Raw genomic sequence first — 19,134 nt, forward strand, 5'->3', positions numbered from 1 at the left:
TCTTCCGGAAATCGGTCTATTCAATTTTTTTACAATCCATTATTATAAGTATAAAAACGCTTACAGAAGGGGTTTCTATGGGATTGAAAAAAATAGGTCTTTCCATATTTATAGCCATCTTTTTTTTAAACGCGGGTTATATGCTGTTTTTCGGAAGGGAAACGTTTCAGGTAAAGCCCTCCGCTGCACAAACACCGAAATATCTTTATCATTTTGTCCTGATATCAGAGGAAATAGATAATGAATATTGGCGGCTTGTAGAAAAAGGAGCAAAAACAGAAGCAGATAAACGTCATATTCACTTGGACTATCTCGGGCCCAAGCAGGCAAACAATGAAGAACAGCTTACCTTAATCGATAAAGCCATCGCAGGCAAGGTCGATGGGATAATGACCCAGGGATTATCCAATGAAAAGTTTAACTACCTCGTTAATAAATCTGTACAAAAAGGAATCCCACTCCTGACCGTTGACACCGATGCTCCGGACAGTGAACGCCAGGTCTATGTAGGTTCTGACAATTACAGGGCCGGCAAGCTTGCAGGAGAAGAACTGGTGAAGAATACACAAGGTAAACAAAAAGTAGGAATTGTTACCGGCCGGCTTGATGCGTCCAATCAGAAGCTGCGGGTAAAAGGATTTGAAGACGTTCTTGCTAAACATAAAAGAATCCAGGTCGCCGGCATTGAAGAATCGAACATCACAAAAAGTGGTGCGCTGCAAGCTACCTATGAATTACTCAAGAACGATCCGGATATTACGGCCTTTTTTGGGACGAGTGCTTTGGATGGCATTGGCATCAGCCAGGTCACTTCACAATATCAAAGCAAGAACAAACCTTTCATTATTTCTTTTGATACCTTGCCCGAAACCATGGCCCTTATCAGGACTGAACAAATTAATGCAACAGTCGGACAGTATCCCTATCAGATGGGCGAAAAGGCCGTCCGAACTCTTCTGTCGGTGAAAAAAGGAAAGCTGCCTCAACCGCTTCAATTTACAAAAACGGATATCATCAAAAAAACGAAACCAACTAAGCTGTGGAGGGCCTCAAGATGAAAACGATCCGCAGCAAGTTGTTGCTCTATTTTTTTGTCTTTGTCATTCTATTTAACGTAGTTTCCATCTCCATTTTTTTCAGCAGCCGATCCTTTTTGTTAGAGTATGATTCTCGATTTAAGCAATTTTTGCTCCTGAACGAAATCTCACAGACGTCTGACCAGCTGTACGATAAAGCAAATCAGTATGTGGTTGAACGAAACAAAAAAGTGATTACTGAGTTTCATAAATTACGATATAAACTAAACGAAAAGACAGGATTACTTCAAAAGGATCAGAAAGGGTTTGACAATATTCAGCTGCAAACCTATGTCCATATGGTCCAAACCTTAATACAAGAATGCGAGTTATCGATCGGATTTGCCATTCAGGATGATATCGATCAGTACTCACTGCATTTAAAGGAAGCGAGGAACACGTCTTCTTATCTTCAAGACACCACATTGTCACTGATCGATCTTGAACTGACGGATTACCAATCTTTTTATGCAGACCTCGAAAAGAGAAATGAATCATTCAAGTGGTTTACTTTGTTTTTATTTAATACGACTGTGCTTCTCGCCATCTTTTTTGCCCTATGGTTCTCCAGAGGAATCAATAAACCTGTACAAATTTTATCGAAAGCCGCATCAGAAGTCTCCGCCGGAAAGCTTGATGGGAAGCCCGTACTGATCCAGTCCAACGATGAGCTGAAGCTGCTCGGTGAAACCTTCAATCTGATGCGCAAAAACATACGTCAGTACATCTCTGAGATTGAAGAAAAGTCCGAGCTCGATTCCCTGCTTAAAGAACTGGAGCTGAAGCATCTTCAAAATCAAGTCAATCCTCATTTTTTATTCAATACATTGAATACCATCTCAAGGATGGCCTTTTTTGAGCAGGCAGAGGAGACGTCAAAACTCATTCATTCTGTTTCCACGCTCCTTCGATACAGCCTGAATGATATTAATCAATCTGTCCTCTTGCGTGAAGAGGCAAAGGTAGTCATTGAGTATTTTCATATTCAGCAGACGCGGTTTTCCGACCGGATCGCGTTTCACACTAAAATTGATGAAGATTGTACGAACATCTTGGTTCCAAGACTGATTCTTCAACCTATTGTTGAGAATGCTTTTATCCATGGTGTCGAAAGTATGGAGGATGGGGGAGAGATTTTCTTGGCCATCTATACAGAAGGAGAAACAATCATAGCAGAAGTAAAGGATAATGGAGCAGGAATGCCTGCCGATGCATTATGGAAACAGACAGGTTCGGCTCATGTGGGCCATTCAACTGGCATTGGTCTGGAAAATGTCATGAGACGGATGGCGCTTTTCTATCAATCTGAAAACCTTGTAAAGATCCATTCAACCCCTGGAAAAGGTACATCGGTTAAACTTATATTTCCCCAGAAGGAGGCGGCTTCAGTTGAAAGTAATCATAGCGGATGATGAAAGCCTGGAACGGAAAGCATTACGAAGAATAATTGAAGATCACTTTCCTGATATGACCATTGCAGGAGAAGCTTCCAATGGAAGATTAGCCGTTGAAATGGCCAGAAAACACAAACCTGATTTTATGCTGATGGATATTAAGATGCCCGGTTTAAACGGAATTGAAGCTATCCAAATCATAAAGAAACAAAACCCTTCCATGCAATTTATCATGGTTACTGCCTATGAATCTTTTCAATATGCAAAAGAAGCGATGAAGGAGGGGGTAAGAGAGTATTTGTTAAAGCCCAGTACAGCAGAAGAAACGGTCCATGCGATTCAAAGAGTGTGCCAATCCATTTCTGAAGAGCAAGATAAGCAAAGCCGCTATTCCGCTACAGCAGAGATTGTTTTAGAAAATATTCTGTTGAAGATTCTGCAATATGAGCTTAACGATAAGGTTCTAGAGCAATTAGCTGTTTTATTTCCAAATATGCGGAATACCTTTATTTCTGTCATTGAATGTGAAAAAAACATTCAATTAGAGCAAGTGATTTCTGTGCTTAATAAAAGATCACCATTTCCGTTTATTTCTCTTCCTTATGGAAATCAGCTCGTTCTGCTTTTTATGAGCCACAAGAGCAATCCAATAAATGATTCTTTGCAGCTGGCAAAGAGGCTTCAAGCTGAAGTCTTTGAAAAATTATGGATGGGAGTGGGAAAACCATATACGGATTTAAAAGAGATCAGGCACTCCTATGAGGAAGCCGCTAAGACTGTTCATTTTCTGAAAAAGCAAAACAGCGGGCGTTTTGCTCATTTTTCCCAAGTTGACCCTGCAAAAGAAACTGGACTCGATGAGATCGTTGAGGCTATTTTCAGCAACGATTCTAATGGAGCGAAAAGTATGCTGGGAAAAGAACTGTCATCCATTCAATTAATGGATTTATACATTTTACTCAGGGAAAGACTGGTTCAGGAAGAAATAGACGTCAGTGATTTGTCCTACCCTGAAAATAGAAATGCTTGGGAGGAATTAATCAGAAATGCTTGCAGGATGATCAATGAAAACAAGGAAACGAATGATCCGATAAAACTGGCAAAGAAATATATCGATGAACACTTTCATGAAGCTGTATCTTTGGAGCAGGTAGCAGAAATGGCGGGCTTGAGCCCGACTTATTTTACTAAGCTATTTAAAGAAGAGACAGATGTTACGTTTATTGAATTTCTAACAGAAATCCGCCTCCGGAAAGCGATGAAACTGCTAAACCAAAATCAGTACAGCCTGAAACAAATTTGCTTTATGGTCGGTTATAAAGATCCGAATTATTTCAGCCGTGTGTTTAAAAAGCAGTTTTTGCTTTCGCCTAAACAATATGTTAGACAAAAAGCAGAGGACGCCAAATCATAAAAAAGTGAAGATAATGATAAAAAAGTACAGAAAATTGGCAAACAAGAACCTGCCAATCCTTTTTATACTAGTGATGTAAGCGGTAACAACGGAAATGAAGGGGGAGGTTCACTTGAAAAAGAAAGTATGGATTTATGCTGTACTGGCTTTTAGTTTGATTCTGTCAGCATGCAGCCAATCCAGCTCGGGACAGAGTGATCAGAAGAAAAGCTCTGGCAAGCTGGAGATTTTCAGCTGGTGGACAGGTGCCGGTGAAGAGGACGGATTAAAAGCTCTTATCAAGCTATTTAAAGAAAAAAATCCTGATATCCCAATCGAGAATGCGGCTGTAGCCGGAGGAGCAGGCACGAATGCCAAGGCAGTACTGGCAAGCCGTATGCAGGGGAATGATCCTCCTGCTACTTTCCAGGTACATGGCGGTTCTGAACTGAACGACGGCTGGGTGGCTGCAGGCAAGATGGAGCCATTGAATGATCTGTATGACAAAGAAGGATGGAATGACAAGTTTCCTAAGCAGCTGATTGACATGGTCAGCAAAGACGGGAAAATTTACTCTGTTCCAGTAGATATCCACCGCGGAAACGTTCTCTGGTACAACAAGAAAATTTTCACTGATAACAATCTTGAAGCTCCAAAAACGTTTGATGAATTTTTCAAGGTTGCTGACCAATTAAAGAAAAAAGGAATAACACCTCTTGCCCTTGGGGATAAAGAGCCGTGGACAGCCACCATGATTTTTGAAAACGTCCTTCTCGGAACGCTGGGAAATGAAGACTATCAGAAATTGTGGAAAGGCGAAATGAAGTTTGATGACCCAAAAGTGAAGAAGGCTGCTGAAACGTATAAAAAAATGCTTTCTTATATTAATTCTGACCATAGTTCAAGAAACTGGCAGGATGCTTCTCAAATGGTCGCCAAGGGCGATGCAGCGATGAACATCATGGGAGACTGGGCCAAAGGCTATTTCGTGAATGATCTTAAGCTTAAAGTGAACGAAGACTTCGGATGGGTGCCGACACCAGGCACAGAAAATCAGTTTATGATCATCACAGATACGTTCGGACTTCCTAAAGGTGTGAAGAATGCAAAGGATGTCAAGCAGTTCTTATCTGTTTTAGGCTCAGTTGATGGCCAGGATGCTTTTAATCCATTAAAAGGGTCTATACCAGCTAGAACTGACGCGGATGTTTCCAAGTATGATGAATACGGAAAACAGACGATTAAGGAATTTAAAGAGGCACAGCTGGCTGCTAGCCTTGCACATGGTTCAGCCGCTCCTGAAGGATTTGTAACAAAAGCTAATCAGGCGGTCAATATTTTTGTAACACAAAAGAATGTGAACCAGCTGATCGATGCATTAACACAAGCGAGCAGTGAACTGAAAAAGTAAGGATTGAGAGAAAAGAGGAGGAGGACATCTCTTCCTCTTTTCTTAATACCAACAAAGATTAAGGAGGAACGGTTGGATGGAACCCAAAATATTGCCTTCTCTTCAATCAGGCACTTCATTAGCCGTTTCAGCAAAGAAACGGAAAAAACGAAATGTAGATCAGCTTTTGTCTTTTGTTTTTATTCTCCCTTCCATTTTGGCAGTAGGTGTGTTTGTCTATGGATTCATCGCCTGGTCCGGGTATGTTTCATTATCCAACTGGAACTCTCTTGTTCCAGACATGTCTTTTGCTGGGTTTAAGAATTATGTTTTCTTGTTTAAGGATTTCCGGTTTCAGGCTGATTTAAGGAATACACTGTTCTTCACGGTGTTCTTTATTCTTGCTGTTCTTGTGATGGGATTGTTGCTCGCTGTATTCCTTGATCAAAAGATCCGCGGGGAAGGGCTCTTCAGAAATATTTTCTTTTTCCCTATGGCCCTTTCTTTTGTTGTTACAGGCGTCATCTGGCAGTGGCTGCTGAATCCGGCAACAGGGGTCAATCTCTTTTTGAAGAAATTAGGTCTGGATTCCCTTTGGTATACTTCAGTAAAAATTATTCCTGGAGTGGAATGGGGGAAAATTCAGTTTGGTGTTCCTGTTGCGGTGATCGCAGTCGTCATCGCCGCTGCATGGCAGATGACCGGGTTTTCAGTGGCAATGTATTTAGCAGGATTGAGAGCCATCCCGGAAGAAATCAGAGAGGCTGCCCGAATGGATGGTGCTTCCGAATTTCAGATCTACCGTAAAATCATTTTCCCAATCGTTGCTCCGGTAACCGTGAGTGTTGTCATCATAATGGCCCATATATCGTTAAAGATCTTTGATTTGATCTATGCCATGACAGGGCCAGGAGCCAATTTTGTCACAGATGTTCCCGGCGTCTATATGTTTGAGACCACATTCAGGGGCAACTATTATGCAAACGGTGCTGCCATTTCCATCATCATGCTTGTAACCGTTGCCGTCTTTATCATACCTTACCTTATTTCAAGCAGAAAGGGGGAATCGTGATGGCAGTACGCTCTGTTTATCGTACCCTGCTTTACGTTTTGCTGATCATCTTAAGTCTTTTCTATCTTATGCCTGTCTATGTCATGCTGATTACGAGCCTGAAACCGCTTGACCAGATAACACTGTCACAAATGTGGGAACTCCCGCATTCACTTGATTTCAGCAGTTATCAGCAGGCGTTCGAGAGACTCTCCCCCAATTTTATGAACAGTATTTATCTGGTGATTCCTGCGACACTTTTGTCCGCTTTATTAGGTTCGTTAAATGGATACGTGCTTTCTAAGTGGAAATTTAAAGGAGCCGACTGGATTTTCACCGCTATTTTGTTCGGTATGTTTATCCCTTATCAGAGCATTTTGATCCCTCTCATTCAATTTTTGCGTGAAGTAGGCCTTTATAACAGCATACCGGGTCTGATCTTTGTTCATATAGTATACGGAATTCCGATTACTACTCTAATGTTCAGAAATTTTTACGCCAGCATACCTGAGGAAATGATGGAATCAGCCAAGATTGATGGAGCTGGCATCTTTAAAATCTATCAGCATATCATCGTACCGCTCTCTATTACCGGGTTTGTTGTTGTAGGAATCTGGCAGTTCACAAACATATGGAATGAATTTTTATTTGCTGTAACGATTACAACTTCGTCGCAGCAGCCGATCATGGTAGCACTCCAAAATCTTTCAGGAAGTCAGATTGTACAATGGAATGTTCAAATGGCCGGTGCTTTATTGGCCGCTTTGCCTACTCTTCTCGTCTATATTTTCCTTGGTAAATTTTTTGTAAAAGGCCTTTTGGCAGGTTCGGTCAAAGGATAATAGTGAAGAACAGTCTGATTCGAGCAAGAGCAGGCTGTTTTTTTGTGCAAATTTTTTTATAATATTCTTACTTTTATATATACTGGCTATAAGAACGTTTAAGGAGGACTATCATGAATCAGAAACGATCGGAAGAGAACATTCACAAAACGTTTAAAAAGGAAATTTTTGAGTTCTTCGAAAATGAACCGTATGCAAAGTTTTTAGGCATCAAATTATTGGAACTAGGAGAAGGGACAGCAACAGCAGAGGTTGAAGTTGAAGCTCACATGTTAAATTCCCACGGCACCGCTCATGGAGCCGTGATTTTTGCATTGGCTGATTTTGTGTTTGCTGCCGCATGCAATTCCTATGGGAAGACTTCAGTCGGACTTTCCACCACGGTGAATTTTATGGCAGCAGGCAGAGCAAGCGCTAAACTGAAAGCGGTTGCTTCTGAAGAAAAGAAAAACAACAGAACCGCCTGGTATAACATCAGAGTTGAAAGTGAAGGAGAATTAATTGCTGTAATGGAAGCTCTTGCCTATAGAAAAAGCGGATATTTTGTTCCAGTGGAAGAGATGGAAAAGCCAATACCAGAATCCTTATAAAAATCGGTTATCATTCTATGAAAGAAGGGAATGTACCACCGACAGATGAACCTTTAAAAATCACTGTTCAGTTATGTGGAGGTAAAGTATGAAAACGCAGGCAACAGAAATGAACAAAATGCTGAAGAGCTATCAGACGGTTCGATCTTTCAGTGAAATGCTGGTGCAGCCGCTGAATCTGGAGGATTTTATCATTCAATCCATGGAAGATACCAGTCCTCCTAAATGGCATCTGGCCCATACAACTTGGTTTTATGAAAAGTTTATTTTAAAAGAATTCGCCGAGGATTACCGGGGGTTTAATGACCAGTTCGATTATTTATTTAACTCTTATTATGAAACAGTTGGCCCTTTTCATCCCAGAATTCAGAGAGGTCTGATCACTCGTCCTTCGGTTGAGGAAGTGTTTGAATACCGCAGTTATGTTGACGTACATATGGCTGATCTTCTGGAATCCGGCATTTCTGAAGAAAAGAAGAAAGAGCTGCTGCAGGTTCTTGAGATCGGATTACATCATGAACAGCAGCATCAGGAACTGCTCTTGACAGATATAAAGTACAATTTATCTCAGAACCCTTTTTTGCCGGCCTATCAAGAACAAAAGGAGAGAAATAAACCTTCTGCCGGTGCTGCAACTTATGTTGAACTAAAAAGCGGGCTCTTTGAAATCGGGAACAATGGTGAAATGTTTTGCTTTGATAATGAAACACCTCTTCACAAAGTATGGCTCGAACCATACAAATTGGCCACACATCTTGTTACCAATGGAGAATACTTGGCATTCATAGAGGATGGAGGATACAAGAAACCGCAGTTTTGGCTCTCCGACGGATGGAGTGTGGTATGTAAAAATCAATGGGAGTCGCCATTGTATTGGTTTAAGAGGGATGATGAATGGCATGTATATACCCTTGGTGGAGAGAAGAAGCTAGATCACGATGAACCTGTATGCCACGTCAGCTTTTATGAAGCGGACGCTTATGCAAGGTGGGCAGGTAAACGTCTTCCTACAGAACAGGAATGGGAACATGCACTGGCAGGGAAAAAAGTGGAGGGGAACTTTGCAGAAAGTGGAAACTATCATCCGGTTTCTTCCGGTTTACATGAAGATGGTCCCTTATATCAGACTTTCGGCGATGTGTGGGAGTGGACGAAGAGCCCTTACGTTTCTTATCCTGGAAACAAACCTTATGAGGGAGCTCTCGGAGAGTACAACGCAAAATTCATGTGTAACCAGATGGTGCTGAGAGGCGGATCCTGTGCCACCTCATCCTCACACTTCCGACCGACTTACCGGAACTTCTTTCAGCCGGAGAAAAGGTGGCAGTTCAGCGGCATTCGTTTGGCTGAAGACGGAAAGAGAACATAAGCTGATCCTCTGCGTTGTTGGCCATCTGCAGTGCTCTGCAACAGAGGTGCACGTCACATTGTTTTCTTCCATGATTGTTCCCCTCCAATACGTTCTACTTTACTTCTATGCTTTGCCTTAATTTGGGTTAAACTAAACATCATGTTCAGGTTTCAGCTTTGGCGGCGCAGTGAAAGTAAGAAAAACAATATTCTTTTCGCAAAAGATCGGGGGAGAGTATGGAAAAATCATATGATTGCATCATAATTGGCGGCGGAATTGCAGGATTACAGGCAGGTATTCAGCTAGGACGTTATAAACACAAAACACTTATACTGGATTCCAATAATGGAAGATCCAACTTGTGCAAAAATTACCGGAATATACTGGGTTGGCCTGAAGGAGTAAGCGGAGAAACGTTAAGGCAAAGTGGAAAGAAGCAGGCTGAAAGGGTTGGTGTCATATTTAAGGAGCAAAAAGCCTCCAAGTTGAATAAAAGTGATAACATCTTTACCATAACCACTGATCAGCAGGAATTCCTGCAGACCCGAACCGTATTGATTGCCACTGGCGTCATGGACAGGCTCCCTGCAGGAATCGAAAATTTGAAAAAATGTCTGGGTGAAACCATGTTTATCTGCCCTGACTGTGACGGCTATGAAGTTGAAGATAAAAAACTGATAGTTATTGGTTCAGGACAGGCTGGAGCTGGAATGGCCATCACGCTGAATTATTGGACGAAAGACATCACATATATTAACCATGAGCAAAAAGAATTGGATGTATCAACGCTTCAGGATTTAAAGGACTTAGGCATTCTGCACATCTCGAAACCCATACTGGAAATTATCGTGAAGGACGAGTCAATATTTGAAGGAGTCCTATTTAAAGATGGTCAAAAAATAATGGGTGAGCGTGGTTTTGTTGCCTTTGGAGGAAACAGGGTACATTCAGAACTTGCAGAGAAGCTGGGGGTTCAACTTGAGAAAAAACACATCGTTGTTAATGCAAGAACGAAAGAAACCAATATCGAAAATGTATGGGCGGCCGGAGATGTTGTCGCTCACTCCGAGCAGGTTGCCATAGCCATGGGAGATGGCGTACAGGCAGCGATTTGGATTCATAAAAGACTTCGTTCTATAGAGCCTTAGAAAGGGAGGAACACAGAACGGATGAAAGCATTCAATGAAAGAATTGATAGATTGAACACCCACTCCGTCAAATGGGATCATACGAAAGCGATATTTGGAAAAGAAGATCTACTGCCGATGTGGGTGGCAGATATGGATTTTAAAGCTCCGCAGCCAGTCATCGATGCCATGAAACAAAGAATTGACCATGGTATTTTCGGATATTCTATGGCCACAGAAGATACAAAGCAAATCGTCATAAACTGGTTGAAGAAAAGGCATAACTGGGACATTCAAAGTGATTGGATCGTCTTTACCCCAGGTGTTGTTCCTGCTCTTTCTGCAGCGATCCATACCTATACCGACCAAAATGATGGGGTGATGATCCAGAGTCCGGTTTATTACCCGTTTGGTGACATGGTGAAAAAGAACAATAGAAAACTTTTCAGGAATTCTTTGCGCTATAACGGTGAAACCTATGAAATGGACTTTGAAGACCTTGAGTTACAGTTCCGGACGAATAATATTAAATTGATGCTCCTTTGCAACCCTCACAATCCTGTGGGCAGAGTATGGACCAAAGAGGAACTGGGAAAATTGGCAAAACTCTGCATTCAATATGACGTATTGGTTTTTTCAGATGACATTCATTTTGATCTGATCTATAAGAAGTACAGGCATACGATCTTGTCCTCTTTGTCCCCTGAAATTGAGGACAGGACGATCACAGGAATTGCTCCAAGCAAGACGTTTAATCTTGCAGGACTTCAATTTTCTACAATTATTATTCCGAATAAAACACTAAGGGACAAATTTAGTGATTATTTAGCAACAATTGGTTTTTTTTCACCAGGATCTTTGGGGATCATTGCTGCGGAAGCTGCTTATCAGCATGGGGAAGAATGGCTTGAGGGCTTAATGGAATACCTGGAAAGCAACCTGGACTACTTGAAAAATTTTATAAAAGAGAAGCTTCCCCAAATTAAAGTGATCGAACCCGAAGGAACCTACTTAGTTTGGCTGGACTGCTCCAATCTAAACATGGATCATAAAAAGTTGGAGAGCTTTATGCAAGATGTAGCAAAATTGGCATTTGATGAAGGTTATATCTTCGGGAAAGAAGGAGAAGGCTTTGAACGAATCAATATTGCCTGTCCTCTTGAAACCTTGAAAGAAGGATTAACAAGATTAGAGAAAGCGATAAATAAACAAAATGTTATTTGATGAAACCGCCCTGAATCTGATTCAGGGTTTTTTTAATTGGAAAGCTCTGTTAGTCCATGAAGTTTTTGGTGGGGTATGATTGAAGAGCCGTCATATCATCGCCAGCTATCACCCCTTCCTATTGGAGTAAAAGACTTGAGGGCCTCTTTTAAGCATCAGTATGCGAGGCCCTTTAAGATTGAAAATCAACAATATGCTTTAAAAAAGCCAATTGGAAAGAATTACTGTGCTAAATCAGTTGAAAACTTAAGGAATCCTTAGTAAAATGGCAAACTGTGTGAAGTGAATCGATCAAAGAGAAAGGGGGAAGTCAGGATGCATAACGTAATGGAAAGAGAAACAGCTTCGGTTGAACAAGCGCGGAACAGTCTGGAATTTCAAGTGCTTCGAATGCAGAATGATTTAAAAAAAATAGCTAAAAAGTGGGATGTCCTTGGGGTCGAACAGACAAAAGATGACCATCTGACCATCGTGTACAAATTGGAAAATAAACATCAGTGTAAAATTATGCTGAATGACTGCTCCACTTCTTTTCAAGGAATTTGGGATTTTTCCATTGATGCCATTTATGACAGCAATGATAGTATCTTTATCGGAGACATTAGGGGACCCGCCAACATGGGATATGGCTCAATTTGTATACGATATTTGAAGGAACTGGCGAAGGACCAAAACATCCCTTATATAAAAGGGGACATTGCTCCAAGAGACTGGGACCACGTAAACCGGCTAGTCCATTTTTATGAAAAGCACCATTTTTCAGTTCAATTGGATAACGAAAGCAAATCTGGCAGTATCGTTTGGAATGGCTAAAATGATTATTTCCTTTGAAAGTTAGAAAGCAACGTTTATAAACCTCCCGCCCGGGTATGTAAACACCCAAAAGCTTTAAAAGGAGGAATCTTTATGGGCAAGAATGTCCTGGGCGTTTTTAATTATGATGAGGAAGCAGTCATTGCTGTACAGCAGTTGAAGTCAGACGGTTATCCTATTGATGAAATCTCATTTGTCATCAACCATGATGGATTCAAAGATACTCTCGAAAAGAGGACGGGAGCTGCGGTTGATATCATTAATCAAGAAGAAACAATATTCCAAAAAATTAAAAATATTTTCTCGAATGATCCGTATACAAATAACTTTGAAGAAAAACTGGCTGGGCTAGGCCTCCCGGAAAACAAAGCCATAAACTATGCATCTGAACTAGAAGCAGGGAAGATATTAATGCTGGCACGCTCAGATTATCAATTTGATGCGAGGGGCGAAAAGAATCTAGCAGAGTCCGAGACCTTTGGGCATGACAAAACACCTCATTCATAGCAAAAACAGAAACCAGTTCCATACCTGCGAGGAACTGGTTTTATGTTTATAAGTTTGTTAACAATATATTATACAGGCATCCAGCGAGGAAGAAATTTAGTTCCTCGCTCTTTTACTATCCAGACTGCTATCGCTAAGTTTTCCTTAGGGGGAGGACTAGGAGGTGCAAGATGATTAACGAATATCAATCAAAGATCAAGCACATGCCCATTCCATACTTTGAAATTGATAAAGAAATGAATATCTTGGCTCAATCCGACAAATCAGTCGAAACTTTTTGTAATAAAGGAAATTTTTTAGATATTGTTGATCTCGAAAGCCGTGAGAAAGCTTTGATATTTCTTGTTTCTAAAAAACGGCAGCAAGAAATTGAGCTGGTTCTTCAGACGGCTCATTCACCTTATTCATTGTTCAGCTGTTCCATTCACTGGAATGAAGGGATCGGTTACCTTGTTTGTATTGAACAAACGGACAAACTAAAGAATCTTGAATCTAAAATTGAAAAGCAGTGCAAGCGGCTGGCTGAAACCAATTTTGAACTGCTTGAACAGAAAGAGCAGCTTGAACAATCTTTAAAACGGATATTAGAGCTTTCTGCACATTTTATTAAGTTATCTGATTCTGTAGGACTAGTTCCGCTTACTGGCGAGCTCAATCCGGAATTGATTCGAGAAAACCATTTAACCCTAACCAATATTGCACACGATGGAAAATTTACTATGGTATTTTTTGATTTCAGCAGTGTCGGTAAACTTACCAGTGAAGGCATTGAATCATTTTCACAGCTCATACACAGTCTGAATCTTGTAGGCGTAATCTGTTATGTGATCGGCCTGAAACCCGAACATGCCGTATATTTAAAAAATAAAGGCCTTAATAAAAAAACGTATTTCATGCGGAACCTGGATGAAATCATTCAAGTTGATCTGGAGTACAATCCTCAAAAGAATTCAATCATGCTGCATTAAAACCTATAGGGAGGTTTTTTCAAAATGAGTATACCCATCCTAAAAGTCAATGATTCATTGCTTGTCTCCATTCAAGAAGATTTGGACGATCAGTCAGCAATACAGCTTCAGGAAGATATTCTAAAAAAGATTCAATCTACCAATGCTAGAGGTATTGTAATGGATCTCTCTTTGGTCGATCTGGTGGATTCCTTTATTGCCAAAATACTAGTTGATATTGTCAACATGTCAGATCTGATGGGAGCCAGGGTCATTGTAACGGGTGTTCAGCCACTGGTTGCCATTACACTGAATGAGATGGGAATTTCCATGAAAAATATATCAACCGCCATTGATGTAGAAAAAGGTTTAGAATCATTAAAAGAACATAACGGAAGACTCCAAAATTAAAAACATAAATCCTAGTTTGAAAAGCATGCAGAACCGTACGGTTCTGCATGCTTTTTTTAGTAAAAGTTTAAAGATTTACGGTAAGGGTAGTGAGGAAATGAATAGTTTATAACAATTTAAGAGGAAAGCAGTGGTGAGCGATATTGTCAGATTCAATACATGTGAAAATTAACGGCATTCAAAAAACAACCCAATCAGATCAAACCGTTCTACAGCTTCTTTCAGAACATGACATTGACGTCCCCAGTGTCTGTTACCACCCTAGTCTCGGACCGATTGAAACCTGTGATACTTGTATTGTCAGTGTGAACGGAGAGCTTGTAAGATCTTGTTCAACTTCTTTAAAAAATAGAGATGTAATTGAAACAGCATCAGAAGAAGTCAGGAAAGCACAAGTCATCGGCATGGACCGGATATTACATAACCATGAATTATACTGTACGGTATGTGATTACAATAACGGCGGATGTGAAGTACACAATACGGTAAAAGAAATGAAAGTCAACCATCAGAGCATCCCGTTTGAGCATAAACCGTATGATGAGGATCAGTCTCATCCGTATTACCGGTATGATCCTGACCAATGTATTCTATGCGGACGCTGTGTGGAAGCTTGCCAGGATGTTCAGGTCACCGAAACACTGACAATTGACTGGGAAAGGGGTCGCCCTCGTGTGATCTGGGACAATGATGTACCGATCAATGAATCATCATGTGTATCCTGCGGCCATTGTTCCACCGTTTGTCCTTGCAACGCCATGATGGAAAAGGGGATGGAAGGAGAGGCCGGCTACATGACCGGGATTGACCGTAAAACCCTTCGTCCCATGATTGAAATTACAAAAAGTGTAGAAACGGGTTATGGATCCATTTTGGCCATTTCAGATATGGAATCTGCGATGCGTGAGGAACGGATCAAAAAAACAAAAACCGTATGTACGTATTGCGGTGTCGGGTGCAGCTTCGACATCTGGACAAAAGGCAGAGAGATACTCAAAGTTGAACCTCAGGCAGAAGCTCCGGCAAATGGGATATCCACATGTGTTAAGGGGAAATTCGGATGGGAGTTTGTCAACAGTGAAGAAAGATTGATTAAACCTTTGATCAGAGAAGCTGACGGATTCCGTGAAGCCGAATGGGATGAAGCGATTAGCCTGATCGCGGAAAAGTTTTCTGAAATCAAGAAAGACCATGGAGCAGATGCGCTTGGTTTTATCAGTTCTTCCAAATGCACAAACGAAGAGGCCTATTTGATGCAAAAACTTGGGAGAGCTGTCATCGGCACTAACAATATTGACAATTGCTCAAGGTATTGCCAGACACCTGCCACCCTAGGTCTGTTTCGAACAGTTGGACATGGCGGAGATTCGGGCGGTATTAAAGATATTGAGATGTCTGAACTGGTCATTGGTATAGGTACAAATACTTCTGAATCGCATCCTGTACTCTCCACAAGAATTAAACGTTCACATAAGCTGAACGGACAAAAGCTGATTGTAGCTGATTTAAGAAAACATGAGATGGCAGAACGCTCAGACTTGTTTGTCCAGCCAGCACCAGGGACTGACCTTATCTGGCTGTCAGCAGTGTCCAAATATATTCTTGATATGGGCTGGGCCGATAATGACTTTATTCAAAAGAGGGTGAACGGATTAGAAAACTATGTTGAAAGTCTTGCTCCATTTACATTGGACTATGCTGAAAAGCTGACTGGTATGCCGAAAGAACAAATCATAAAAATTGCTGAAATGATTCATGAAGCGAATTCTGTTTGTGTATTGTGGGCCATGGGGGTCACACAGCACAGTGCAGGAAGCGATACGAGTACAGCCATTTCAAACCTTATGCTCATTACAGGCAATTATGGCAAGCCTGGGGCAGGTACGTACCCACTTAGAGGGCATAACAATGTACAGGGAGCAAGTGACTTTGGAAGCATGCCGAACAGACTTCCGGGCTATCAGCATATTGAAGAGGAGCAGGTGCGAAAAAATTTTGAACAGGCCTGGGGCGTGAAGCTGCCGGAAAAAATCGGCTTAAATAATCATGAAATGGTTGCTGGCATCCATGATGGTACACTCAAAGCCATGTATTTAAAAGGTGAAGATATGGGAATCGTTGATTCTAATATCAACCATGTACATGCAGCATTCGAAAAGCTTGAGTTTTTTGTTGTACAGGATATTTTCCTTTCCAGGACAGCAGAATTTGCTGATGTTGTTCTTCCTGCAAGCCCCAGCCTTGAAAAAGAAGGCACCTTTACAAACACTGAACGAAGAATTCAACGTTTATATCAGGTGTTGGAGCCTTTAGGTGATTCCAAACCTGATTGGAAGATCATTCAACATATAGCAAATTCACTGGGTGCAAACTGGAAGTATGAACATCCTAGCGATATTATGGAGGAAGCTGCTCCTCTTGCACCTTTATTTGCAGGAGTAACTTATGAACGCCTTGAAGGGTATAAAAGCTTGCAGTGGCCAGTGGCAGTGGACGGAAAGGACACGCCTCTATTATTTACAGAGGACTTTCCATTTCCTGACGGGAAAGCCAACCTTTTTCCATTAGAATGGACAAAACCAGTCCATTTTGGAAAAGAATATGATATCCATGTAAACAATGGCCGTCTGCTTGAACACTTCCATGAAGGGAATATGACATATAAAGCAAAAGGAATCGCCTCAAAAACACCAAATGTTTTCCTGGAGGTTTCTCCCGAGCTTGCGGAGGAACGCGGACTGAAGAATGGTTTTCTTGTCCGCCTTACTTCACCTTATGGAAATGTTAAAGTGAGATGCCATATTACCGATCGGGTGAAAGGGAAAGAAGTTTACCTTCCGCTGAATGATAACGGAGACGCAGCGATCAACCTTCTGACAAGCAGTTATGCTGATAAAGATACCGATACACCAGCTTATAAGGAAGCCATGGCTAAGCTGGAAGTCCTGAATACTGAAGGAGTCGACCCTATCCCAAGAATCAACCATCGGAACGGAAACCCACAGCCGCAGATTGGTGTAAATGTGCAAAAGAAATGGGCAAGAAAAGATTACGTTTTTCCTGGTGACCTTGTAAAAAAGGAGATGAAGCAGGATGGCTAAAGCAACGAAAATCATAAAGAGGCTGGAAGTTACAGAGGAAGAGCAGAGAACCAGAGACTTAAAAGAAGTAGAAGATGCTTTGATTAAAAACAAAGATGCACTTCTGGAATCACTCAGTGTTATCAATCATATGCATGAAAAAGGAATCATCTCTCTGTTAAACGGGCTGTTCGGACAAGGAGACAAAGTACTTGAGATTTTGGTTAAGACTGCTGATACGCCAGAGACCTCGAACACTCTTAAAAACCTTCTTTTGATGATGGGTGTATTGGGCACTCTCGATGTAAAACAGCTTGAACCCCTTTTATTGAAAGTCAACGCAGGGGCAGCCAAAGTAGCCGAACACAAAGATACCGAAGAAAAAACAAGTTATTTTGATCTTTTACGTGCACTTAAAGATCCTGAAATCAATCGCTCCATAACACTTCTCATGACATTTTTAAAAGGAATGGGCGAAAAGACCGAGCATAAAGAACGCAGCACAGAAGAATTCACGGTTCAAAGAAAAGATAAAGGCAAAAATCTTGGATGATAGAAAACGAACTCCCTGAGCAGGGAGTTCGTTTTTTATGGAATTACCTAAAATTTATCGACAATCTTTTAGCTTATTTCTGCTTTGACGCGTTCCATCCTCTGAATATCCGCTAAAAGTTCCGTATTATTACACTTTTATGCAGATTTAGGAAGGATTAAAGAGAAAGGTTTACAACAAGAAAAAGTTTGCGAATTACAACAGGTGGTAATATATAGATACATTTAAAAATAAAGGTCGTTTAATAGATGCAGTGGTTTCAATCTATTTGTAAAGAGGAGGTATTGGCTTGAAGTACAAAGTAAAAGATTGGCTCAGACTGACTCCCCGTGAGAGATACTTGCTTTTGTACGCTGTTGCCCTGCTTCAAAAAGAACAAAGAGCGGTATAAAGAAAAAGCTGCACATGGCAGCTTTTTTTACTGATATTGCTCAAGTTTAGAGAAGAAATGTATAACAAAGTCGTAAAACACATTTTCAGCCGGTGCCAATTCCCGTTTCTTTGGTGTAATAAGCCCAACTGTACGCTGAACAAGCGGAAAGTCAATGGGCTTTTTTACTGTGTAGCGAGGAGTGGTTTCATAGAAAGAACTATCGGGTAATAAGGTTACACCCATTCCTGCCGTAACCAGCCCTTTGATCGCATCCATATCTTCCCCTTCAGAAGATATGATAGGCGAAAAACCGGCTTCTTTACAGGCATTAATGACTACTTCCTGCAGCACATAGCCTTCAGGAAACAAGACGAAACGGTCATTTCTTAAATCACTTAAAACCAAGCTGCTTTTATCTGCCTTTGGATGGTCAGCTGGTAACAATGCGGAAATTCTTTCCGTAAAAAGGATGTGGCCTTTAACATCAGGTTGATTTGCTGGAACTGGCCCTAAAAACGCTAGATCAATATCCCCATTTTTCACAGCATCGATTAAAAAATGATAAGATCCTTGACGCAGGTGAAAAGCGATGTTCGGATGCTCTTCTTTAAACGCTGAAATAATAGTAGGCAGAAGATGGCTTGCGAGGCTGGTCGGAAAACCGATCTTGATTGTACCTCGTTCGGGATCCAAATATTCTTCTATTTGTTTTCTTGCATAATCTATTGCTTTTAATGCAGTGGATGCATGGGTCAAAAAAAGTTTTCCTACAGGGGTTAGCTTTACATTTCTGCCTTCTCTCTCAAACAGTTCGACATTTAATTCTGCTTCCAGGTTGGCAATTTGCCTGCTGACTGCGGACTGTGCCACATGCAGATGCTGTGCCGCCTCGGACACGTGCTCTCGCTCTGCCACCTCGATAAAATAGTACAATTGACGAAGTTCCATTTTGATACCCTCCAGCAATCATTCTCAAAAATAGATTAATCTTATCTAAATTATATATTGTTTG

17 protein-coding genes are annotated in these 19,134 nt (G+C 41.1%); 16 read left to right on the forward strand and 1 reads right to left on the reverse strand.

Features of this window, described 5'->3' with window-relative positions; translation table 11 throughout:
• Positions 1–77: 77 nt before the first annotated feature.
• The 16 genes from M1K46_RS16845 to M1K46_RS16920 all read left to right on the forward strand — a co-directional run bounded on the left by M1K46_RS16845 (position 78) and on the right by M1K46_RS16920 (position 17,749).
• Entirely contained in the window at positions 78–1,058 is a 981-nt protein-coding gene (locus M1K46_RS16845) for a sugar-binding protein (RefSeq protein WP_256226932.1), read from the forward strand.
• Positions 1,055–2,488 (forward strand): sensor histidine kinase, encoded by a 1,434-nt coding sequence (locus M1K46_RS16850; RefSeq protein ID WP_256226934.1) that lies wholly within the window; start codon positions 1,055–1,057, stop codon positions 2,486–2,488. Before M1K46_RS16845 ends, M1K46_RS16850 begins: the two co-directional genes overlap by 4 nt.
• Entirely contained in the window at positions 2,466–3,884 is a 1,419-nt protein-coding gene (locus M1K46_RS16855; protein WP_256226935.1) for a response regulator, read from the forward strand. Before M1K46_RS16850 ends, M1K46_RS16855 begins: the two co-directional genes overlap by 23 nt.
• A gap of 94 nt (positions 3,885–3,978) precedes the next feature.
• Positions 3,979–5,274, forward strand: coding sequence for an ABC transporter substrate-binding protein (locus M1K46_RS16860; protein ID WP_256226936.1), 1,296 nt, complete (start codon positions 3,979–3,981; stop codon positions 5,272–5,274).
• A gap of 76 nt (positions 5,275–5,350) precedes the next feature.
• Entirely contained in the window at positions 5,351–6,325 is a 975-nt protein-coding gene (locus M1K46_RS16865; RefSeq protein WP_256226937.1) for a carbohydrate ABC transporter permease, read from the forward strand.
• On the forward strand, positions 6,325–7,146 hold the full coding sequence (locus M1K46_RS16870; RefSeq protein WP_256226938.1) for a carbohydrate ABC transporter permease: 822 nt from the start codon (positions 6,325–6,327) through the stop codon (positions 7,144–7,146). Before M1K46_RS16865 ends, M1K46_RS16870 begins: the two co-directional genes overlap by 1 nt.
• Positions 7,147–7,259: 113 nt before the next feature.
• A complete protein-coding gene (locus M1K46_RS16875; RefSeq protein WP_091005751.1) occupies positions 7,260–7,736 on the forward strand; it encodes a hotdog fold thioesterase in 477 nt (158 codons plus the stop codon).
• Positions 7,737–7,824: 88 nt separating this feature from the next.
• Positions 7,825–9,105, forward strand: a complete 1,281-nt coding sequence (gene egtB / locus M1K46_RS16880; RefSeq protein WP_234293181.1) for an ergothioneine biosynthesis protein EgtB — start codon at positions 7,825–7,827, stop codon at positions 9,103–9,105.
• A gap of 218 nt (positions 9,106–9,323) precedes the next feature.
• Entirely contained in the window at positions 9,324–10,235 is a 912-nt protein-coding gene (locus M1K46_RS16885) for an NAD(P)/FAD-dependent oxidoreductase (protein WP_256226939.1), read from the forward strand.
• Positions 10,236–10,256: 21 nt separating this feature from the next.
• Positions 10,257–11,438: a MalY/PatB family protein gene (locus M1K46_RS16890; RefSeq protein WP_091005758.1), complete on the forward strand. Its 1,182-nt coding sequence runs from the start codon at positions 10,257–10,259 to the stop codon at positions 11,436–11,438.
• Positions 11,439–11,753: 315 nt separating this feature from the next.
• Entirely contained in the window at positions 11,754–12,251 is a 498-nt protein-coding gene (locus tag M1K46_RS16895) for a hypothetical protein (RefSeq protein WP_256226940.1), read from the forward strand.
• 93 nt (positions 12,252–12,344) lie between these two features.
• The gene (locus M1K46_RS16900; protein WP_256226941.1) at positions 12,345–12,758 is read left to right on the forward strand and encodes a general stress protein; all 414 of its coding nucleotides are present in this window, start codon (positions 12,345–12,347) and stop codon (positions 12,756–12,758) included.
• Positions 12,759–12,928: 170 nt separating this feature from the next.
• Positions 12,929–13,726 carry a hypothetical protein gene (locus tag M1K46_RS16905; RefSeq protein ID WP_256226942.1) on the forward strand — a complete coding sequence of 266 codons (798 nt, stop codon included), beginning with the start codon at positions 12,929–12,931 and terminating at the stop codon, positions 13,724–13,726.
• Between the two features lie 24 nt (positions 13,727–13,750).
• Positions 13,751–14,116 (forward strand): STAS domain-containing protein, encoded by a 366-nt coding sequence (locus M1K46_RS16910; RefSeq protein ID WP_053354247.1) that lies wholly within the window; start codon positions 13,751–13,753, stop codon positions 14,114–14,116.
• 143 nt (positions 14,117–14,259) lie between these two features.
• Complete coding sequence (gene fdhF, locus M1K46_RS16915) at positions 14,260–17,217, forward strand: formate dehydrogenase subunit alpha (RefSeq protein WP_256226945.1); 2,958 nt, start codon at positions 14,260–14,262, stop codon at positions 17,215–17,217.
• Entirely contained in the window at positions 17,210–17,749 is a 540-nt protein-coding gene (locus tag M1K46_RS16920; protein ID WP_062232220.1) for a DUF1641 domain-containing protein, read from the forward strand. The genes fdhF and M1K46_RS16920 overlap by 8 nt, the downstream gene beginning before the upstream one ends.
• Positions 17,750–18,167: 418 nt before the next feature.
• Here the strand turns inward: M1K46_RS16920 and M1K46_RS16925 are convergent, their stop codons facing one another.
• Positions 18,168–19,070 carry a LysR family transcriptional regulator gene (locus M1K46_RS16925; protein ID WP_053354244.1) on the reverse strand — a complete coding sequence of 301 codons (903 nt, stop codon included), beginning with the start codon at positions 19,068–19,070 and terminating at the stop codon, positions 18,168–18,170.
• Positions 19,071–19,134: the final 64 nt, after the last annotated feature.

Origin of the sequence: Fictibacillus sp. WQ 8-8 (genome assembly GCF_024494405.1) — a bacterium.
In the GTDB taxonomy this organism is placed as follows: Bacteria; Bacillota; Bacilli; order Bacillales; family Fictibacillaceae; genus Fictibacillus_C; species Fictibacillus_C marinisediminis.